The sequence below is a fragment of the Thermomonas sp. genome, assembly GCF_023953935.1.
Lineage (GTDB): Bacteria > Pseudomonadota > Gammaproteobacteria > Xanthomonadales > Xanthomonadaceae > Thermomonas.
This window is the reverse complement of record NZ_JAMLIW010000010.1, coordinates 92,971-109,020: the sequence shown is the minus strand read 5'-3', so window position 1 is coordinate 109,020 and position 16,050 is coordinate 92,971. Positions and strand designations below refer to the sequence as shown.

15 protein-coding genes and 1 pseudogene are annotated in these 16,050 nt (G+C 68.7%); 6 read left to right on the top strand and 10 right to left on the bottom strand.

Features of this window, described 5'->3' with window-relative positions:
- A partial coding sequence (locus tag M9902_RS11380; RefSeq protein WP_297223093.1) for a PrpF domain-containing protein occupies positions 1–595 on the top strand: 595 nt, incomplete at its 5' end.
- A gap of 334 nt (positions 596–929) precedes the next feature.
- Positions 930–2,366, top strand: coding sequence for a bifunctional 2-methylcitrate dehydratase/aconitate hydratase (locus tag M9902_RS11375; RefSeq protein WP_297223091.1), 1,437 nt, complete (start codon positions 930–932; stop codon positions 2,364–2,366).
- A 55-nt stretch (positions 2,367–2,421) separates the two neighbouring features.
- Here M9902_RS11375 and M9902_RS11370 read toward each other — a convergent pair whose 3' ends face one another.
- Positions 2,422–3,315: an SDR family NAD(P)-dependent oxidoreductase gene (locus M9902_RS11370; protein WP_297223089.1), complete on the bottom strand. Its 894-nt coding sequence runs from the start codon at positions 3,313–3,315 to the stop codon at positions 2,422–2,424.
- 13 nt (positions 3,316–3,328) lie between these two features.
- Positions 3,329–4,075 carry an HAD family hydrolase gene (locus M9902_RS11365; RefSeq protein WP_297223087.1) on the bottom strand — a complete coding sequence of 249 codons (747 nt, stop codon included), beginning with the start codon at positions 4,073–4,075 and terminating at the stop codon, positions 3,329–3,331.
- A gap of 86 nt (positions 4,076–4,161) precedes the next feature.
- Between M9902_RS11365 and M9902_RS11360 the strand changes: the two genes are divergently transcribed.
- The gene (locus M9902_RS11360; RefSeq protein ID WP_297223085.1) at positions 4,162–4,680 is read left to right on the top strand and encodes an adenine phosphoribosyltransferase; all 519 of its coding nucleotides are present in this window, start codon (positions 4,162–4,164) and stop codon (positions 4,678–4,680) included.
- A gap of 74 nt (positions 4,681–4,754) precedes the next feature.
- Here M9902_RS11360 and M9902_RS11355 read toward each other — a convergent pair whose 3' ends face one another.
- Positions 4,755–5,723 carry an isoaspartyl peptidase/L-asparaginase gene (locus M9902_RS11355; protein ID WP_297223103.1) on the bottom strand — a complete coding sequence of 323 codons (969 nt, stop codon included), beginning with the start codon at positions 5,721–5,723 and terminating at the stop codon, positions 4,755–4,757.
- A gap of 213 nt (positions 5,724–5,936) precedes the next feature.
- Positions 5,937–6,500 (bottom strand): annotated as a pseudogene (locus M9902_RS11350) (cyanophycinase); the annotation flags it as partial.
- A 302-nt stretch (positions 6,501–6,802) separates the two neighbouring features.
- Here M9902_RS11350 and M9902_RS11345 point away from each other — a divergent pair.
- From M9902_RS11345 to M9902_RS11335, 3 genes are all read left to right on the top strand, one after another.
- Positions 6,803–7,378, top strand: a complete 576-nt coding sequence (locus tag M9902_RS11345; protein ID WP_297170978.1) for a sigma-70 family RNA polymerase sigma factor — start codon at positions 6,803–6,805, stop codon at positions 7,376–7,378.
- A gap of 6 nt (positions 7,379–7,384) precedes the next feature.
- Complete coding sequence (locus M9902_RS11340) at positions 7,385–8,425, top strand: FecR domain-containing protein (protein WP_297223083.1); 1,041 nt, start codon at positions 7,385–7,387, stop codon at positions 8,423–8,425.
- A gap of 82 nt (positions 8,426–8,507) precedes the next feature.
- The gene (locus M9902_RS11335) at positions 8,508–11,582 is read left to right on the top strand and encodes a TonB-dependent receptor (RefSeq protein ID WP_297223081.1); all 3,075 of its coding nucleotides are present in this window, start codon (positions 8,508–8,510) and stop codon (positions 11,580–11,582) included.
- A gap of 63 nt (positions 11,583–11,645) precedes the next feature.
- Here the strand turns inward: M9902_RS11335 and M9902_RS11330 are convergent, their stop codons facing one another.
- The 6 genes from M9902_RS11330 to M9902_RS11305 all read right to left on the bottom strand — a co-directional run bounded on the left by M9902_RS11330 (position 11,646) and on the right by M9902_RS11305 (position 16,049).
- Positions 11,646–12,239, bottom strand: coding sequence for a lysophospholipid acyltransferase family protein (locus tag M9902_RS11330; RefSeq protein ID WP_343231888.1), 594 nt, complete (start codon positions 12,237–12,239; stop codon positions 11,646–11,648).
- A gap of 23 nt (positions 12,240–12,262) precedes the next feature.
- Positions 12,263–12,676 (bottom strand): alternative ribosome rescue aminoacyl-tRNA hydrolase ArfB, encoded by a 414-nt coding sequence (arfB, locus tag M9902_RS11325; protein WP_297171834.1) that lies wholly within the window; start codon positions 12,674–12,676, stop codon positions 12,263–12,265.
- Between the two features lie 209 nt (positions 12,677–12,885).
- Positions 12,886–13,593, bottom strand: a complete 708-nt coding sequence (locus M9902_RS11320) for a pseudouridine synthase (protein WP_297223079.1) — start codon at positions 13,591–13,593, stop codon at positions 12,886–12,888.
- Complete coding sequence (locus M9902_RS11315; protein WP_297223077.1) at positions 13,586–14,569, bottom strand: cation diffusion facilitator family transporter; 984 nt, start codon at positions 14,567–14,569, stop codon at positions 13,586–13,588. Before M9902_RS11315 ends, M9902_RS11320 begins: the two co-directional genes overlap by 8 nt.
- 81 nt (positions 14,570–14,650) lie before the next feature.
- Entirely contained in the window at positions 14,651–14,983 is a 333-nt protein-coding gene (locus M9902_RS11310) for a hypothetical protein (RefSeq protein ID WP_297223075.1), read from the bottom strand.
- Positions 14,984–15,050: 67 nt separating this feature from the next.
- Positions 15,051–16,049: an NAD-dependent epimerase/dehydratase family protein gene (locus M9902_RS11305; RefSeq protein ID WP_297223074.1), complete on the bottom strand. Its 999-nt coding sequence runs from the start codon at positions 16,047–16,049 to the stop codon at positions 15,051–15,053.
- Between the last annotated feature and the right edge of the window lies 1 nt (position 16,050).

Below are 16,050 nucleotides of genomic sequence, written 5' to 3'. Positions count from 1 at the left end.
TCTAATCGATGAACTTGAAGTGCCCGGCATCGGCACGATGCAGTCAACCATGATCACCGCCGGCATCCCCACAGTATTCGTCAACGCCGACGCGCTGGGTTATGACGGCACCGAATTGCAGCCGGCGATCAATGACGACAAAACCGCGCTGGCCAAGCTCGAAGCCATCCGCGTGGCCGGTGCGCTGCGCATGGGCTTGATCAGGACGCCGGAAAAGGCGGCCACACGCCAGCACACGCCGAAAGTCGCCTTCGTCGCGCCACCGCAAGCCTACGTGTCCTCCAGCGGCAAAGCCATCGCCGCCGACGCCATCGACCTCAACGTGCGCGCGCTGTCGATGGGCAAACTGCACCACGCGATGATGGGCACCGCCTCGGTGGCGATTGCCACGGCGGCTGCGGTTCCGGGCACGCTGGTGAACCTGGCCGCCGGCGGCGGCCAGCGCGATGCGGTGCGTTTCGGGCATCCGTCCGGCACCCTGCGCGTGGGCGCATCGGTGCAGCACGTCGATGGTCAGTGGATGGTCACGCGTGCGGTGATGAGCCGCAGCGCGCGGGTGTTGATGGAAGGCTGGGTGCGGGTGCCGCAGGACTGACCACACGCAAGCGCTGCGTCAGTGGGCTTCCCCCTGTAGCGAAATCAAGGGGGAGGCAGCGGGCGCAAGCACGCTGCCGGAGGCGTCGCGTAAGGGGGAAGCCCGCTGGCGCAGCGCCACATTGCTGCCATGGCTTCAACCGTGGCTTCACGCGCCGCAGCAATAAAACCCGCACGCTACAGGCTTGGTCGAAGCTCCCGGCCTGCCACCGGCACGCGTTTGCAGTTGACCTGAATCAACGCAACCCAACACGACTGTCGGCTTCACGCATCTTTCCGGCCTCCGGCGTAGCGTTGCCGGCGACAATGCAATTCGGTGCTGCTGGAACGTCCGCATGGCTTCCCATCTCGACAACGCCCGCCCCGACTGGGACGAACTGCTGGTCCGCATCGTCGATTACGTTCGCGACTACCAGCCACGCTCCGAACTGGCGTGGACCACGGCGCGCAACGTGCTGATCGATTCGATCGGCTGCGCGCTGGAAGCGCTGGACTACCCGGCCTGCACCAAGCTGCTGGGGCCGTGGGTGGAAGGCGCTGCGCTGCCGGGCGGGGCGCGGGTGCCGGGCACGGCCTTCGAGCTGGATCCGGTCAAGGCCGCGTTCGACATCGGCGCGACCATTCGCTGGCTGGACTACAACGACACCTGGCTGGCCGCCGAATGGGGCCACCCGTCCGACAACCTCGGCGCGATCCTGGCGGTAGCCGACTGGCGGGCCCGCCGCGGCGCGCCGTTGACCATGCGCCAGGTGCTGGAGTGCGCGATCAAGGCGCACGAAATCCAGGGCGTGATCGCGCTGAAGAATTCCTTCAATCAGGTCGGGTTGGACCACGTGGCGCTGGTCAAGCTGGCCTCGACCGCGGTGGTGTGCAAGCTGCTGGGGCTGGACCGCGAACAAACGCTGGCGGCGCTGTCGCAGGTGTTCGTGGACGGCCAGAGCCTGCGCACTTACCGGCATGCGCCCAATACCGGCTCGCGCAAGAGTTGGGCCGCCGGCGATGCGTGCAGTCGCGCGGTGCGGCTGGCGCTGATCGCGCAGACCGGCGAGATGGGCTATCCGGGCGCGCTGACCGCGCCGGCCTGGGGCTTTTACGACGTGTCCTTCCAGGGCCGCGAATTCCGCTTCGAGCGCGAGTTCGGCAGCTACGTGATGGAAAACGTGCTGTTCAAGATCAGCTATCCGGCCGAATTCCATGCGCAAAGCGCGGTGGAGGCCGCGATGGCCCTGCACAGCCAACTCAAGGCGCAGGGCCGCCGCGCCGATGACATCGAGAAAATCATCATCCGCACCCAGGCCGCCTGCATGCGCATCATCGACAAGCAGGGGCCGCTCGACAACCCGGCCGACCGCGACCACTGCATCCAGTACATGGTGGCGGTGCCACTGATCTTCGGCCGGCTGACCGCCGCAGACTACGAGGATGACGTGGCCAGCGATCCGCGCATCGACGCGCTGCGCGCGAAGATCCACTGCGTCGAAGACCCGGCCTTCACCGCCGACTACCACGATCCGGACAAGCGCTCGATCGCCAATGGCCTGACCGTCACCTTCACCGACGGCAGCAAACTCGACGAGGTCCTGGTCGAATATCCGATCGGCCACCGCCGCCGCCGCGCCGAGGGCATCCCGCTGCTGGAAGCCAAGTTCCGCCGCAACCTTGCCCGCCGCTTCGACCCCGCCCGCCAGCAGGCCATCCTCGACGTCGCGCTGGATCAGGCCAGGCTGGAAGCGCTGCCGGTGCAGGACTTCATGGCGCTGCTGGTGGCCTGAGCCACCGCGCGCCGGCAGCGGCCGCGCCTGCGCCCGCGGCCGTGGGGAAGCGTGCTCAGGCCGCGTCTTGTGCGAGCGCGAAACCGCCTTTGCGCAGCTCGTGGCGGGCCTGGTCGAAGCCCTGCGCCGGCACGAAGCTGTCGCTGCGGTCGCTCAGTTCGCCCCAGCGCGCGAGGATGGCTTCGGCGCTGGCGGTTTCGCCCAGTTCGATCCCCTGCGTCATCGCCACCTGCACCAGCTCATAGCCGCCGGCACCAGCGCTGAGGATGGCGCGGTTGGGCGCGCCTTCGGCCACCAGCGCCAGCACCGCCGGGCTGACCAGCTCAGGGCTGAACTTCGACAATTGCTCCGGCGGCAGGATGCCTTCCATCATCCGCGTCGCGCCGGTCGGGGCCAGGCAGTTGACGCGGATGCCGTGCTTTTCGCCCTCGATGCCCAGCGTCTGCATCAGCCCGACCAGCCCCATCTTGGCGGCGGCGTAGTTGGCCTGGCCGAAGTTGCCGAACAGCCCGCTGCACGAGGTGGTCATCACGATGCGGCCGTAGTTCTGCGCGCGCATCGCGTTCCACACCGCCTTGGTGCAGTTGGCCGCGCCCATCAGGTGCACGTCGACGACCAGGCGAAAATCGTCCAGCGCCATCTTGCCGAAGCTCTTGTCGCGCAGGATGCCGGCGTTGTTGACCAGGATGTCGATGCGGCCGAATTCCGCCAGCACCGCATCCACCATCGCCTGCACCGCCCCGGCGTCGGCCACCGAGCACTTGGCCGCACGCGCCTTGCCGCCCGTTGCGATGATTTCCGCCACCACCACATCGGCGGCATCGCCCAGATCATTGACGATGACCTGCGCGCCGCGACTGGCCAGCAGCAGCGCGTGGGCACGCCCCAGGCCGCCGCCCGCGCCGGTGATGATGGCCGTGCGGCCGTGGAGGTCGATGCGGGAAGTCATGCGATCCATTCTCCTAGGGTGCGGGTTGCAGGCGCGATTGGATGTCCAATTCCTGCAGGGTTTGCGGCAATGCCGCCAGTGAATCAATCGTGCGTATTCGACCTTGGCCTTGGCCAAGCTCGGCCTCGGTTTCGTGCGCCCAGGTGGTGTGATAGGGCACGTGTACGCCCCAGCCGCCCAGCTCCAGCACCGGCGCGATGTCCGAGCGCAGCGAATTCCCGACCATCAGGAATTGCGCCGCGGTGATGCCGAATTCCTCGAACAGGCGCGCATAGGTCGCCGGGTCTTTTTCGCTGACGACCTCGATCCGGCGGAACAGATCCGACAAACCGCTGTCACGCACCTTGGTTTCCTGATGGAACAGATCGCCCTTGGTGATCAGCACCAGCGGATGCTGCGCCGCCACCGCCGCCACCGCTTCGCGCACATCGGGCAGCAATTCCACCGGATGCCGCAGCAGGTCCTTGGCCAGGGTCACGATGCGCTTGATGTCGGAGCCGCTGATGCGCGCCTCGGTGATGTCCACCGCCGCTTCCACCATCGACAGCGCCATGCCCTTGGCGCCATAGCCGAAGAAGGCGATGTTGTGTTTTTCGTAGGCATACAGGCGCTGGCCGACGTCGCCCAGGTCGACGTACTGGGCGATGATCCGCTCGAAGCTCGCCTGCGCGTCGTCGAAGTAATCCTGGCTGCGCCAGAGGGTGTCGTCGGCATCGAACGCCACCAGGGCGATGCCGGAACGTGGGTCGTTGGAGTTCATCACCGCCATTTTACGGCTTCGCGCCAGGCATGGCCGTTTCCGGTGACCGACGGGCACAATGGGTCGATTCCGGAAGGAGCCGCGCCATGCCCGAGTGGACCCAGCTGATCCGCGACGTGCCGGATTTCCCCAAGCCGGGCGTCGTGTTCAAGGACATCATGCCGGTGCTGGGGGAGGCGTCGGCATTCGCTGCGGCCATCGAGGCGATGGCCCGACCGTGGCAGGGGGTGCCCATCGATGCCGTGCTGGCGATCGAGGCGCGCGGCTTCCTGCTCGGCGCGCCGCTGGCACGCACACTCGGCGTTGGTCTGGTGCCGCTGCGCAAACCGGGCAAGCTGCCGGGCGCCACGCTCGAACAGTCCTACGCGCTGGAATACGGCAGCGACGCGCTGGTGGTGCAGGCCGGCGCGCTGGCGCCGGGCAAGCGCGTGCTGCTGGTGGACGACGTGTTGGCCACCGGTGGAACCCTGCTGGCCGCGCGTGCGCTGGCGCAGCAACTGGGCGCGCAGATCGCCGGCGCCAGCGTGCTGATGGAGCTGACCTTCCTCAACGGCCGCGCCCGCTGGACGGACGCGGCGCCGCTGCACGCGGCGCTGGTGGTGTAGCGGGCGGCGCGTGCCCGCGTCCGGACGCGGACCGTCGCCACGTCGGTTGCGAACGCCGCCGCTGGCGGCAGCCCTCACGGCATCTCGAGCGCGTCGGTCTTGTAGATCGCCACGTGCGGCACGCCGTCACTGCCGATCCAGCCGCGGTACATGCCGCCGCTGTTGAACGGGAACGCGACGACGCCGTCGGCACCCAGCGCGATCGCCCCGCCGTCGCCGCCGGCGCGCGGGATGTCGACGTTGATCACGTCATTGGCGGCATTGGGCAGGGGCACGCCGGCCAGCCGCACGCGGGCGCAGATTTCGTGGGCGGCGGCAGCGCGGATGTAGAACTCGCCCCAGCCGGTGCCGGAGACGGCGCAGCGGGCGTCGGCCCAGGTGCCGGCGCCGATGATCGGCGAATCGCCGACCCGGCCATAGCGCTTGTTGGTCATGCCGCCAGTCGAGGTACCCGCCGCGAGGTTGCCGCTCGCGTCCAGTGCCAACGCGCCGACGGTGCCGAAGTAGGCGCGGCCGGGCAGCACCAGCGGTCGCTTCTCCAGCTGCGCCTGCTTTTCTTTCTGCAGGGCGCGCTGCAGCGCCCTCCAGCGCGATTCGGTGCGGAAATACGCCGGATCGACCAAGGTGATCCCCTGCTCGCGGGCAAAGGCTTCGGCGCCATCGCCCACCATCATCACGTGGTTGGAGTGTTCCAGAATCGCGCGCGCCAGCAGGATGGGATTCCTGACCCGATGCAGGCCGGCCGCCGCGCCGGCGCGTCCGGTCGCGCCGTCCATGATCGAGGTGTCAAGCTCGTTCCTGCCGTCGTGGGTGAACACCGCGCCACGCCCGGCGTTGAAGTGCGGATCGTCCTCCAGCACGGTGATCGCGGCCGTCACGGCATCCAGCGCCGGCGCGCCGCCCTGCAGCTTGGCGTAGCCGGCGCGCAGGGCGGCTGACAACGCGGCTTTGATGTCGGCCTCCTGCTGCGGGTTGAGATCACCCGGTTCGACCCCGGCGCCGCCGTGGATCACCAGCAGCGGCGCATCCAGCGCCACCAGCACGCCGTTGCGGACGGCATAGCGGCGCGTAAAGCTGGGGCGATCGACGGTGCCGGACGGCAGGTGCAGCACCGAATCGCGGCCGGCGCCGAGGGTTTCCAGGCGATCGAGGTGCATCGGACGTTCTTCGGCCTGCCGGGCCGCAAACCCGCCGCGCACCACCGTCGCCCCCGCGCCTGCCGCCGTCGCGTAGACGCGGCCGGTGCCATCGCCTTCCACCGCGACTGCCGCATCCTCGTCCACGCCCAGCCCAATCAGCGCCCGGCCGGCCATGTCTTCACTCTTGGCGAGGAAGGCCACCAGACGGCCGAGCCTGGCCCGCTCGCTGAAGTGGGTATCGGTGACGACGCCCTTGAGCAGGGCGAGGTCGAGGAAACCGGTTTCGATGGTATTGGCGTCACCCAGCGGATCGGCCAGCGCGGCCGGGCTGACCAGGCTGCCGCCGTCCATCGCGCCATACAGATATTCGCCGAGGATCGCCAGCCCGGCGCTGGTGCCGCCCAGCGGCTTGCCGGCGCGCACGTGCGCATCCAGCGCGCGGGCAATGGGCGTGCCGCGCCAGTAGCGCACGTAACGCGACTGGTCGCCGCCGGCGATGAAAATGCCGTCGGCATGCTGCAGGGCCTTGAGGATGCGGGGGTCGCTGGCGGCCTGGCGATCCTTGAACACGAAGGTTTCGACCGACGCGATGCCGCCGATCCGATGGAAGAACTCCTCGCCTATCTCGCCACCCTGCGAGGCGCGCAGGATCACGATGTGGCCGTTGCCCGCCTTCTGCATGAACCAGCGCAGGGCGTCGTCATTGCGATCGCCACCGCCCATCAACAGCAGGCCCGGTTGCACCGGTCCCGGCGTACGGGCGGCGGTGTTGCCGAGCACGAAGTGGCCGACGTCGGCGGCCAGCGCGGACAGCGGCAGTGCCAGTGCCAGCCATGCCGCCAACAGGATTGCCCGGCAGGAAACTTGCTTCATCCTCGCACTCCATCCATCAAAGGCCACACCCGGTAGACGTGCCAACGTGGAACATCCCCCACCGCCGCCGAACCCGGCGCAGCACGCCTGCGTTCGGCTATGGTACGCGGGTGCGCAGCCCGCTCGACCAGTGGTTCGTCCAGGAAATCCTGATCCACGAGGAGGCCTTGCTGCGCTACCTGCAGCGCCACTGGCCGCACCGGGACGAGATCCACGACCTGCGCCAGGAGCTCTACGTGCGCCTCTACGAAGCCGCCGGCAAGGCCCTGCCCGCCCAGCCGAAGGCCTTCCTGTTCGCCAGCGCACGCCACCTGATGACCGACCGGATTCGGCGCAACAAGGTGGTTTCGATCGAACCGATGGGTGATTTCGAGCCTTCGCACGTCTTGATGGACGAAGTGACGCCCGAACGCTGGAGTGGCGGTCGGCAGACCCTGCATCGGCTTTCCGACGCACTCGACCGATTGCCGGCGCGCTGCCGCGAGGTGGTGTGGTTGCGTCGGGTGGAGGATCTTTCGCAGAAGGAAGTGGCCTTGCGGCTGGGGATCAGCGAGAAGACCGTGGAGAAGCAAATCGCCAAGGGCATGCGCCTGCTCGCCGACGCGCTGTATACCGGCGCGGTGCCTGCGGCCGTGCCGAAACCGCCGCGCCGCGACAATGCGTCCGCAACCGGCGCGCAGGACTGAAGGCCGATGCGCCCGTCCAGCCGCGACATTGAACAAACCGCCGCCGATTGGCTGGCACGCTGCGACGCAGGCGCCTGCACGGATGCGGAGCGGGCCGCACTGGACGCCTGGCTCGCGCAGGACAGCGCCCACAAGGTGGCTTGGCTGCGACTGCAGGCGGCGTGGTCCGAAGCCGGACGGCTGCGAGCGCTGGCCGCGGGTCGTCCGGAAGGTGCCACCGTGCGCCCCGCACCGGCCCCGGGCGACGACCGCCGCGCCCGGATGCTGGCCGCCCTGCAACCGCGGCCACGGCCAAGACGCGATTCGCGCCGCCGCTGGCTCCACTTCACCGCCGCCGCCGCGCTGGCCGCTTGCGCGCTGCTGATTGGCTGGACCCTGCGGCCGGCCCCACCGGTCGCCGCCAGCGTCTACGCCTCCAGCCTCGGCCAAGTGCGCAATTTCACCCTGGCCGATGGCTCGCACGCCATCCTGTCCAGCGACAGCCGGATCGAGGTGCGCCTGCAGCCGCACGCCCGCGACATCACCTTGGTCCGCGGCGAAGCCATCTTCGAAGTCGCCAAGGATCCCGGCCGGCCGTTCACGGTTGCCGCCGCCGGCTACCGCGCCATCGCGGTGGGCACCCGCTATGGCGTACGCCGTGACGCTGCGAACCTGCGGGTGGTCGTCACCGAAGGCACGGTCCGCCTGGAATCCACCGCACCCGGCCCGTCCGCGCATCCGGCGCTGCTGCTGCCGGCCGGCAGCGTGGCCCTGGTGCGCGGAGGCGGCGTGCTGGTGCGCAGCCTGGCGCTCGCGCAGGCCCAGGATCTGCTCGATTGGCCCAGCGGGATGCTGGCGTTCCGCGATGCGCCGCTGTCCGAGGTGGCCGCGGAGTTCAACCGCTACAACGCCCGCAAGCTGGTGGTGGCCGACGACGCCGCGGCTGCGCTGCGGATCGGCGGCAGTTTCCGCTGGGACAACGAAGATGGTTTCGTGCGCCTGCTCGAAGCCGGTTTCCCGGTCCGCGCCGAAGCCAGCGCCGACCGCATCGTCCTGCATTCGCGCTGATTTCACCTCGACTGGGGGATTTTCCGCACCCGTTCGTCATGAACGCTGAACGGCGCAGCGCGCGCCTACCGGGGAAACCACAATGCTCGCGTCCCGATCACTCCGCCGACTGGTGCTGGCGCTGGCCTGCTCCGCCGCCCTTGCCGCACAGGCGCAAACCGCCACCCGCATCAACGTCCCGGCCGGCGATCTGGCCGCGGCGCTGGCGGCCTATGCCAGCCAGACCGGCACCCAGCTGATCTATCGCGCCGACCAGCTGCGCGGCGCCCACAGCAATGGCCTGCGCGGCCAGGCTGCTTCGCCGCAGGCGCTCGACGCGCTGCTGGCGGGCAGTGGTTTTCGCGCCCAGCACGATGCCTCGGGGGCGGTGCTGATCGTGCCAGCCGCCAGCTCTCCGGCCGCACCCGCGCGCACCGCGCCCGCCGCACGTCCACCCCAGGCCCAGTCCGAAGGTCCCGTCACCGAACTGGAGACGGTGCAGGTGACCGGCTCCCGCATTCCGCGTGCGCAGGTGGAAGGCCCGGCCCCGATCACGGTGGTTACCTCCGAGCAGATCCAGGCCGCCGGCTTCACCTCGGTCCCCGAAGTGCTGCGCTCGCTCAGCCAGAACAGCGGCAGCGTGCAGGGCCAGCAGAACACCACCGGCGCGCAGTCCACCCCCGGCGCGCAGGCGGTCGACCTGCGCGGCATCGGTCCCAACCACACCCTGGTGCTGATCAACGGGCGCCGGGTCGCCGACTTTCCGCTGCCGCTGGGCGGCAAGAGCAACTTCACCGACATCGGCAACATCCCGCTGGGGATGATCGACCGCATCGAAGTGCTGACCGGCAGTGCATCGGCGGTCTACGGCTCGGACGCGATGGCCGGGGTGATCAACTTCATCCTGAAAAAGACCGCCGACGGCACCACCATTGACTACCGCTTCGGCGACACCAGCCACGGCGGCGGCCAGTCCCATGACCTGACCCTGACCACCGGCTTCGAGCGCGGCAACTTTACCGGCCTGATCGGTCTGGAATTGCAGGACAAGCGCCCGCTCTGGGGCTTCCAGCGCAACATCCAGGATTCCACCCTCGACGCCCCGACCGCGCGCCGCCGCCTGCCGCGCCTGACCGCGCAGATCTACGACTGGGACGACGACATCAACATCGCCCCGGCCGACAACTGCGCGGCACTGGCGGGGCTGAACCAGGGCACCACCGAACTGGCCTTCGACCGCTGGGGTGAACCCTATTGCGGCAGTACCCGCGCGATCGCCAACCGGACGATCCAGAACGAACGCAAGGGCGTCAATTTCTACGGCGCGTTCGAATATCGCTTCTCCGGCACCCTGTCCTGGTTCGCCGACGTGCAGGCCGGCCGGCAGACGGTGCGCCTGCTGACCGGCACCAACGGCAACGACGTCAACAGTGACCACATGGGCTGGCAGTTCCAGGACCCCAATGCCACCGACAGCAACGACGGCATGTTCTACAACGCCAATACCGGCCACTACGAAGTCTGGACCCGGGAGTTCACCCCGGAGGAAGTCGGCGGCCTGCGCAACCGCATGAACACCACGGTCGAGAAGACCTTTGCGCTGACCACCGGCTTCAAGGGCATGATCGGCGAGAACTGGGATTGGGAGCTGTCCTGGAACCATTCCCAGTACAGCGCCAGCGTGGGCATGCCGCGCATCAATGCCGAGGCCGCCAACACCTGGTTCCTCGGCCCGCGCCTGGGCTACGACGCCGACGGTTATGCGATCTATGCGCCGGACCCGAACAAGCTGTTCACTCCGCTCACTCCCGACCAGTTCGCCGCCATCGGCGCCATGTCGGTGTTCCATCCCAAGGCGCAGAACGACAACCTCAGTTTCATGGTCAACACCCCCGCCCTGTTCACCCTGCCGGCCGGCGACGTCGGCTTTGCCGGCGTGATCGAATACGGCTCGCAGTCCTACCGCATCAACCCCGATCCGCTGGCATTGACCGATACCGCCTACTACGGCCCGCGCTACGGTGATGGCCACGGCAACCGCGACCACTGGGACGTGGCCGGCGAGCTGCGCCTGCCCCTGTTCTCCTCCCTCCAGGCCAGTCTCGCCGGCCGCTACGACCAGTACAGCTACGGCGGCAAGAACCCCGGCAAGTTCACCTGGAGCGTCGGCATGGAATGGCGCCCGGTCGACAGCTTGCTGCTGCGCGGCTCCTACGGCACCGGCTTCCGCGCCCCCGACATGCACTATCTGTTCGCCGGCAACGACTACTACCGGCGGACCTCCACCGACTATTTCCAGTGCCGCACCGACGATCCGAGCCTGAGCAACGACGAATGCTGGGATGACGGCAGCTGGGACATCGCCACCCGCGACGTCTATTCCGGCAACCGCAACCTGGAGGTGGAGACCAGCCGCTCCGGCACCGTCGGCTTCGTGTGGTCGCCGACCCCGAATTTCGACCTCGCCATCGACTACTACAACATCCACATCGCCAACCAGGTCCAGACCCAGAGCCGTGACCTGCTGCTGATCACCGACGCCGACTGCCGGCTGGGCGTGACCGACACCGGCGCGCCGGTCGACATCACCACCCCGACCTGCGTCGATGCGATGGCGCGGGTTGTCCGCAACGGCGCCGGTGAAATCACCAGCGTGTTGTTCGGGCCGATCAACATCGCCCGCGAGCAGACTTCCGGCATCGACCTGACCGCCAACTACCGGCTGGAAACCGCCAGCATCGGCACGTTCCGCTTCAGCGGCAACTACAACTGGACCCGCCGCCACACCCGCGTCATCTACCCGGGCGACCCCACCGAGGACATGCTCGATGTCACCTTCAGCGACACCACCCTGCCGCGCAGCAAGGGCAACCTCGGCGTGAACTGGGACAACGGACCGTGGGGCGCCAGCCTGTTCGGCAACTACCTCGGCAAGGTCGCCAACTATGCCAACGACGCCTGGACGCGCTCGACCTGGCGCTTCAACGCCGCCGCCCGCTATGACATCAACGACCATTTCCGGGTGGCGCTGACGGTCAACAACCTGTTCGACCAGATGCCGCCGAAGGACCCGACCTGGGCGAACTATCCCTACTACGACACCTCGTGGTTCGACAGCTTCGGCCGCAGCTTCTTCCTGCAGCTGACCTACAAGATCGGCGGCGCGCCGCTGCAGTGACCGCACACGCGCCCGGGGATTCCAGCCCGGGCCAGGCGGTCGCACCGACGCCCCGGCGCCGGCTCAGTCCGGCTGCCGCACGTCGTGGTTGCGACCGTGGAAGGGCGCATACCAGCGCTGGATGCGGGCGATGTCGGCCTCCATGTCGTCGGTCAAGGCCAGCGCCGCACCGATGACGATGCGCCGGTTCTGGTAATCGAACGCCGCCGGCACCACCGGCACGCCGGCGCCGTGGGCAATCTTCCAGAACCCGGTCTTCCAGTGCGGCACGCGCCGACGCGTGCCTTCCGGCGCGATGGCGTACCAGATCGCCTCATGGGCGCGGATCGTGGCGATCGCCTGCTCGATCACGCCCAGCGGCATGGCGCGGTCCACCGGGATCACGCCCTGCCAGCGCAGCACCTGCGCCAGCACCGGAATCCGGAACAGGCTGTGCTTGCCCAGCACCGACAGGCGGATGCCGACCGCAACCTTGGCCGCAAATCCCCAGATGCCGTCCCAGTTGGACGAGTGCGGCGCGGCAATCAGCACCGCCTTGGGCAGGTCGGGAAACTCGCCCACCAGCGTCCACCCGCCGCTGCGCAGGAGCGAACGCGCCAGCCATTGCGCAAACGCGTTGCGCGGCATCCGCGGCACCGCCGCAGGCAAGCTTGGCACCCGGTCTTGCCCCTGCGCCTGGCTCAATCCCAGCTCCGTCCGCTGCGCCCCTGCTTGATCGTCGCACGTTCACGCTTGTCCCCCAAGCGGCGCTCCTTCGCGGCGCGCGACGGTTTGGTGGCGATGCGCGGTTTGGGCACGTGCAGGCCGCTTTCGATGAAGGTCGCCAACCGCGCGCGCGCATCCTCGCGGTTGCGCTCCTGGGTGCGAAAACGCTGCGCGGAAATCACCAGCACGCCCTCGGCGGTCAGGCGCCGGTCGCGCCTGGCCAGCAGACGCGCGCGCACGGATTCCGGCAGCGACGGCGAGCGCGCCACGTCGAAACGCAGCTCGACCGCCGTGGCCACCTTGTTGACGTTCTGCCCACCCGGCCCCGACGCCCGCACGAAGCGTTCTTCGAGCTCGGTTTCATCGAGGGTGATTCGGCCAATGCGCATGGGAAGAATCTTAAGGCAATGCGGAACAAATACCGTCATCCCCGCGAAAGCGGGGATCCATGGACATCAATCACTTGAATGGCAAAGTCCATGAATTGGACAAACATTCGTTTGTGAGACGCGGCCCGCTTTCGCGGGCATCATCTCGCAGGCGAATGTCTGCGCATGACCGACACGAATGACTTGATTGGCGCTGCACCGCTCGGGCGTCAGCCAGTTGCCGTTTGCTCGAACAGCGCCAGCGCTCTGGCAAATTCCGCATCCACCGGCGCCACTGCTTCGATGAGCGCGTCGGTGTGGGGGTGCGCGAACGCCAGTCGGCGCGCGTGCAGCAGCATCCGGTGCACGCCCAGCATCCGGAATGTGCGGTTGTGGCGACCATCGCCGTGGCTGGTATCACCAATCAGGTGGTGCGAGACATGCTTGAGATGGCGGCGGATCTGGCGAAAGCGGCCGGTTTGCGGGCTGGCGCGCAACCACGCGTAGCGCGAAGTGGCAAAGGCGGCGGACGCCAGCGCCAACTCGCAGCTGGCCAGCACCTCGAACTCGGTGCGCGCCGGTTTCTTCAGCGGCTTGCCGGGGCCGCCGTCCAGCGCGTGGTCGACGATGAACGCACGCTCCGCCGGCCAGCCGCGGCAGACCGCCCAATAGTCCTTTTCGACGCCGCCCATCATCAGCACCTTGCCCAGCGCGGACGCAGTATCGCGGTCGAAGGCCAACAGCAGGCAGCCGCTGGTGGCACGATCCAGCCGGTGCACGAGGAAAATGGGTTTGCCGAACTGTGCGCGCAGGCGATCGGCGGCAAACTCGGTTTCGCCGCGCGCCAGCGCGCTGTCGTGCACCATCAGCCCGGCCGGCTTGTCGACCACCGCCAGCGCGGCGTCGGCGTACAGCACCTCCAGCGCCGGCTCAGTCATGCACACCCTCACCACCGCAGTGGCGGGCTTCAACCTGCAAGGTGGCGTGGCCAATGTCGAATTTTTCGTGCAGCACCTGTGCCACCTGCGCACGCACGGCATCCGGCTCACCGTGGCCTTCGCACAGCACCACATGGGCGGTCAGGATCGGCTCCCGCGAACCCAGCGCCCACACGTGCAGATCGTGCACCGCGCCCACGCCGGGCACCGCCCGCATGGCCGCGCGCACGGCCTCGACGTCCAGCCCGGCCGGAACGCCCTGCATCAGCACGTGGATCGCCTGCCGCAGCAGGATCCAGGTGCGCGGCAGCACCCACAGCCCCAGCAGCACCGCGACCACCGGATCGACCCAGGACCAGCCGGTGAAATGGATCAACAGGGCGGCCACGATCACCCCCAGCGAGCCGAGCATGTCGCTCCAGACTTCGAGGTAGGCGCCCTTGACGTTCAGGCTCTCGCCGGAGCCGGCCGCCAGCAGTTTCATCGACACCAGATTGGCCACCAGGCCCACGCATGCGACCACCAGCATGAAGGTCGACGCCACCGCCTCCGGGCTGCGAAACCGCTGCACCGCCTCCCACAGGATGTAGCCGGCGACGAGGAACAGCAGGCCGCCGTTGACCAGCGCACCGATCGCCTCCATCCGCGCATAGCCGTAGCTGCGCCGCGCGTCGGCCGGGCGTCGGCTCAGGCGCACCGCAAACAGCGACACCCCCAGCGCCGCCACGTCGGTCAGCATGTGCGCCGCGTCCGACAGCAGGGCGAGGCTGTTGCTGAGCAGCGCACCCGCCAGCTCCACGCCCAACACCACCAAGGTCAGCCCGAACGCTATCCACAGCGGACGCTCGTGCTTGATCACCGCCGGCACGTGGCTGTGGGCGTGAGCGTGCGCGTGGGCGTGGACATGGCTGGCGCCGGCGGTCCGCGTATCGTCGCCGGCTTCCCGCGTGTCGTCGTGATCGTGGCCTGCGGCCATCGCGGCATTCCGGACAATTGCAATGGCGCCACCCTAGCGAGCATGGCGGCGGTTACACAATTTCAGCGCGCCCGCGGGGATTCAGCGCGGGTCAACCCGTTCGTCATGCGCCGCAAGGCAGTCTTCACAGAGAAACGCGTGCGACACCTCGCTGCCGGCCGGACCTTCGAACGTGCAGGCGATCAGGTCATCACTTTCCGTGCCGCACTCGTGGCAGCCGCTGACCCCCGCCGCCTGCTGGAGGGTCAGGCCAGGCGCCAGGTCTTCGACCCGGTCACCGCAGTGCGGACACCGACGGGTCGGCAGCAGGCCCGGCAGCGGGTCCATCCGTTCCGCCGCGTGCGCGACCGCCTTCTGGCCACCGCAGTCGCGGCAGAGGCGGTCGGCAGTCGGCAGGTAGACGACGTTCCCCACGGCCGCGCTCCACGGAACCCGCCCCAACATAGCAGATCAATCCCCCGCAGACGGGGCGGGCCGCGCCTCAGCCGGCGTGCAGCGAGGCGCGCAATCGCGCCAGCCCCTGCGCCATCGTCAGCCGGGGCCGATAGCCGAAATCACGGGTCGCCGGTGCCATCGAATACCAGTGCGGGGTGCTCAGCTGTTCGGCCAGAAAACGCGTCAGCGGCGGGTCATCGCGCAGCGGCAGCAGCGTCCACAGCGCCTCGCACACCGCGCCGATGGCGTAAGCGGCCGGGAAGGAAATGGATTTGCGCACCTCGGGCGCGTCGGCCGCTCGCAGCAGGGCGTTGAGCACGTCGCGCAGCGGCCAGGGCTCGCCGTTGCTGATGAAGTAGGCCTGGCCGGCGCAGGCGGCGCCGGCGTGCAGGTGCTCCAGCGCATCGACGTGGGCCTGCGCGGCATTGTCGAGATAGGTGGTATCGACGAGGTTGTCGCCGCCGCCGACCAGCCGCACCCGGCCGCTGCGCGCACGCGCCACCAGCCGCGGCAGGATCTGGGTGTCGTTCGGCCCCCAGATCAGGCGCGGGCGCAGCGCCACCGTGGCCAACCGATCGTCGTTGGCCGCCAGCACCGCGCGTTCGGCAATCGCCTTGGTGGCGGCATAGTGCGACTTGAACGGCTCGCCGTAAGGCACCTCATCGGCACCCACCCCTTCGACCGGGCGCGTGGCGCGATGCGTCACGCTGGGCGTGGAGGTGTAGACCAGCTTGCCGATGCCGTGGGCACGACAGGCCGCCAGCACGTTTTCGGTGCCAAGGACATTGGCCGCGTGGAAGTCGGCGCGGCGCCCCCAGACCCCGGCCTTGGCGGCGTTGTGGAGCACCGCATCGAAGCCGCCGTCCAGCGCCCGCAGCACCGCCGTGCGGTCGGCCAGATCGCCCCGCAATTGCGGCACACCCATTGTTTCGAGCGCGGCATGCGCGCTGCGGCTGAAGCTGGTGACGGCATGACCCCGTTCGCGCAGTGCACGGCACAGCGCCAGCCCGAGGAAACCGCCGCCGCCGGTCACCAGGACCTGCATC

Excerpts from the sequence above, each read along its gene's own strand:
- M9902_RS11335 (WP_297223081.1), top strand. The coding sequence starts at position 8,508 with ATGCTCGCGTCCCGATCACTCCGCCGACTGGTGCTGGCGCTGGCCTGC.
- M9902_RS11375 (WP_297223091.1), top strand. The coding sequence starts at position 930 with ATGGCTTCCCATCTCGACAACGCCCGCCCCGACTGGGACGAACTGCTG.
- arfB (WP_297171834.1), bottom strand. The coding sequence starts at position 12,676 with ATGCGCATTGGCCGAATCACCCTCGATGAAACCGAGCTCGAAGAACGC.
- M9902_RS11340 (WP_297223083.1), top strand. The coding sequence starts at position 7,385 with ATGCGCCCGTCCAGCCGCGACATTGAACAAACCGCCGCCGATTGGCTG.
- M9902_RS11315 (WP_297223077.1), bottom strand. The coding sequence starts at position 14,569 with ATGGCCGCAGGCCACGATCACGACGACACGCGGGAAGCCGGCGACGAT.
- M9902_RS11320 (WP_297223079.1), bottom strand. The coding sequence starts at position 13,593 with ATGACTGAGCCGGCGCTGGAGGTGCTGTACGCCGACGCCGCGCTGGCG.
- M9902_RS11365 (WP_297223087.1), bottom strand. The coding sequence starts at position 4,075 with ATGAACTCCAACGACCCACGTTCCGGCATCGCCCTGGTGGCGTTCGAT.
- M9902_RS11360 (WP_297223085.1), top strand. The coding sequence starts at position 4,162 with ATGCCCGAGTGGACCCAGCTGATCCGCGACGTGCCGGATTTCCCCAAG.
- M9902_RS11305 (WP_297223074.1), bottom strand. The coding sequence starts at position 16,049 with ATGCAGGTCCTGGTGACCGGCGGCGGCGGTTTCCTCGGGCTGGCGCTG.
- M9902_RS11370 (WP_297223089.1), bottom strand. The coding sequence starts at position 3,315 with ATGACTTCCCGCATCGACCTCCACGGCCGCACGGCCATCATCACCGGC.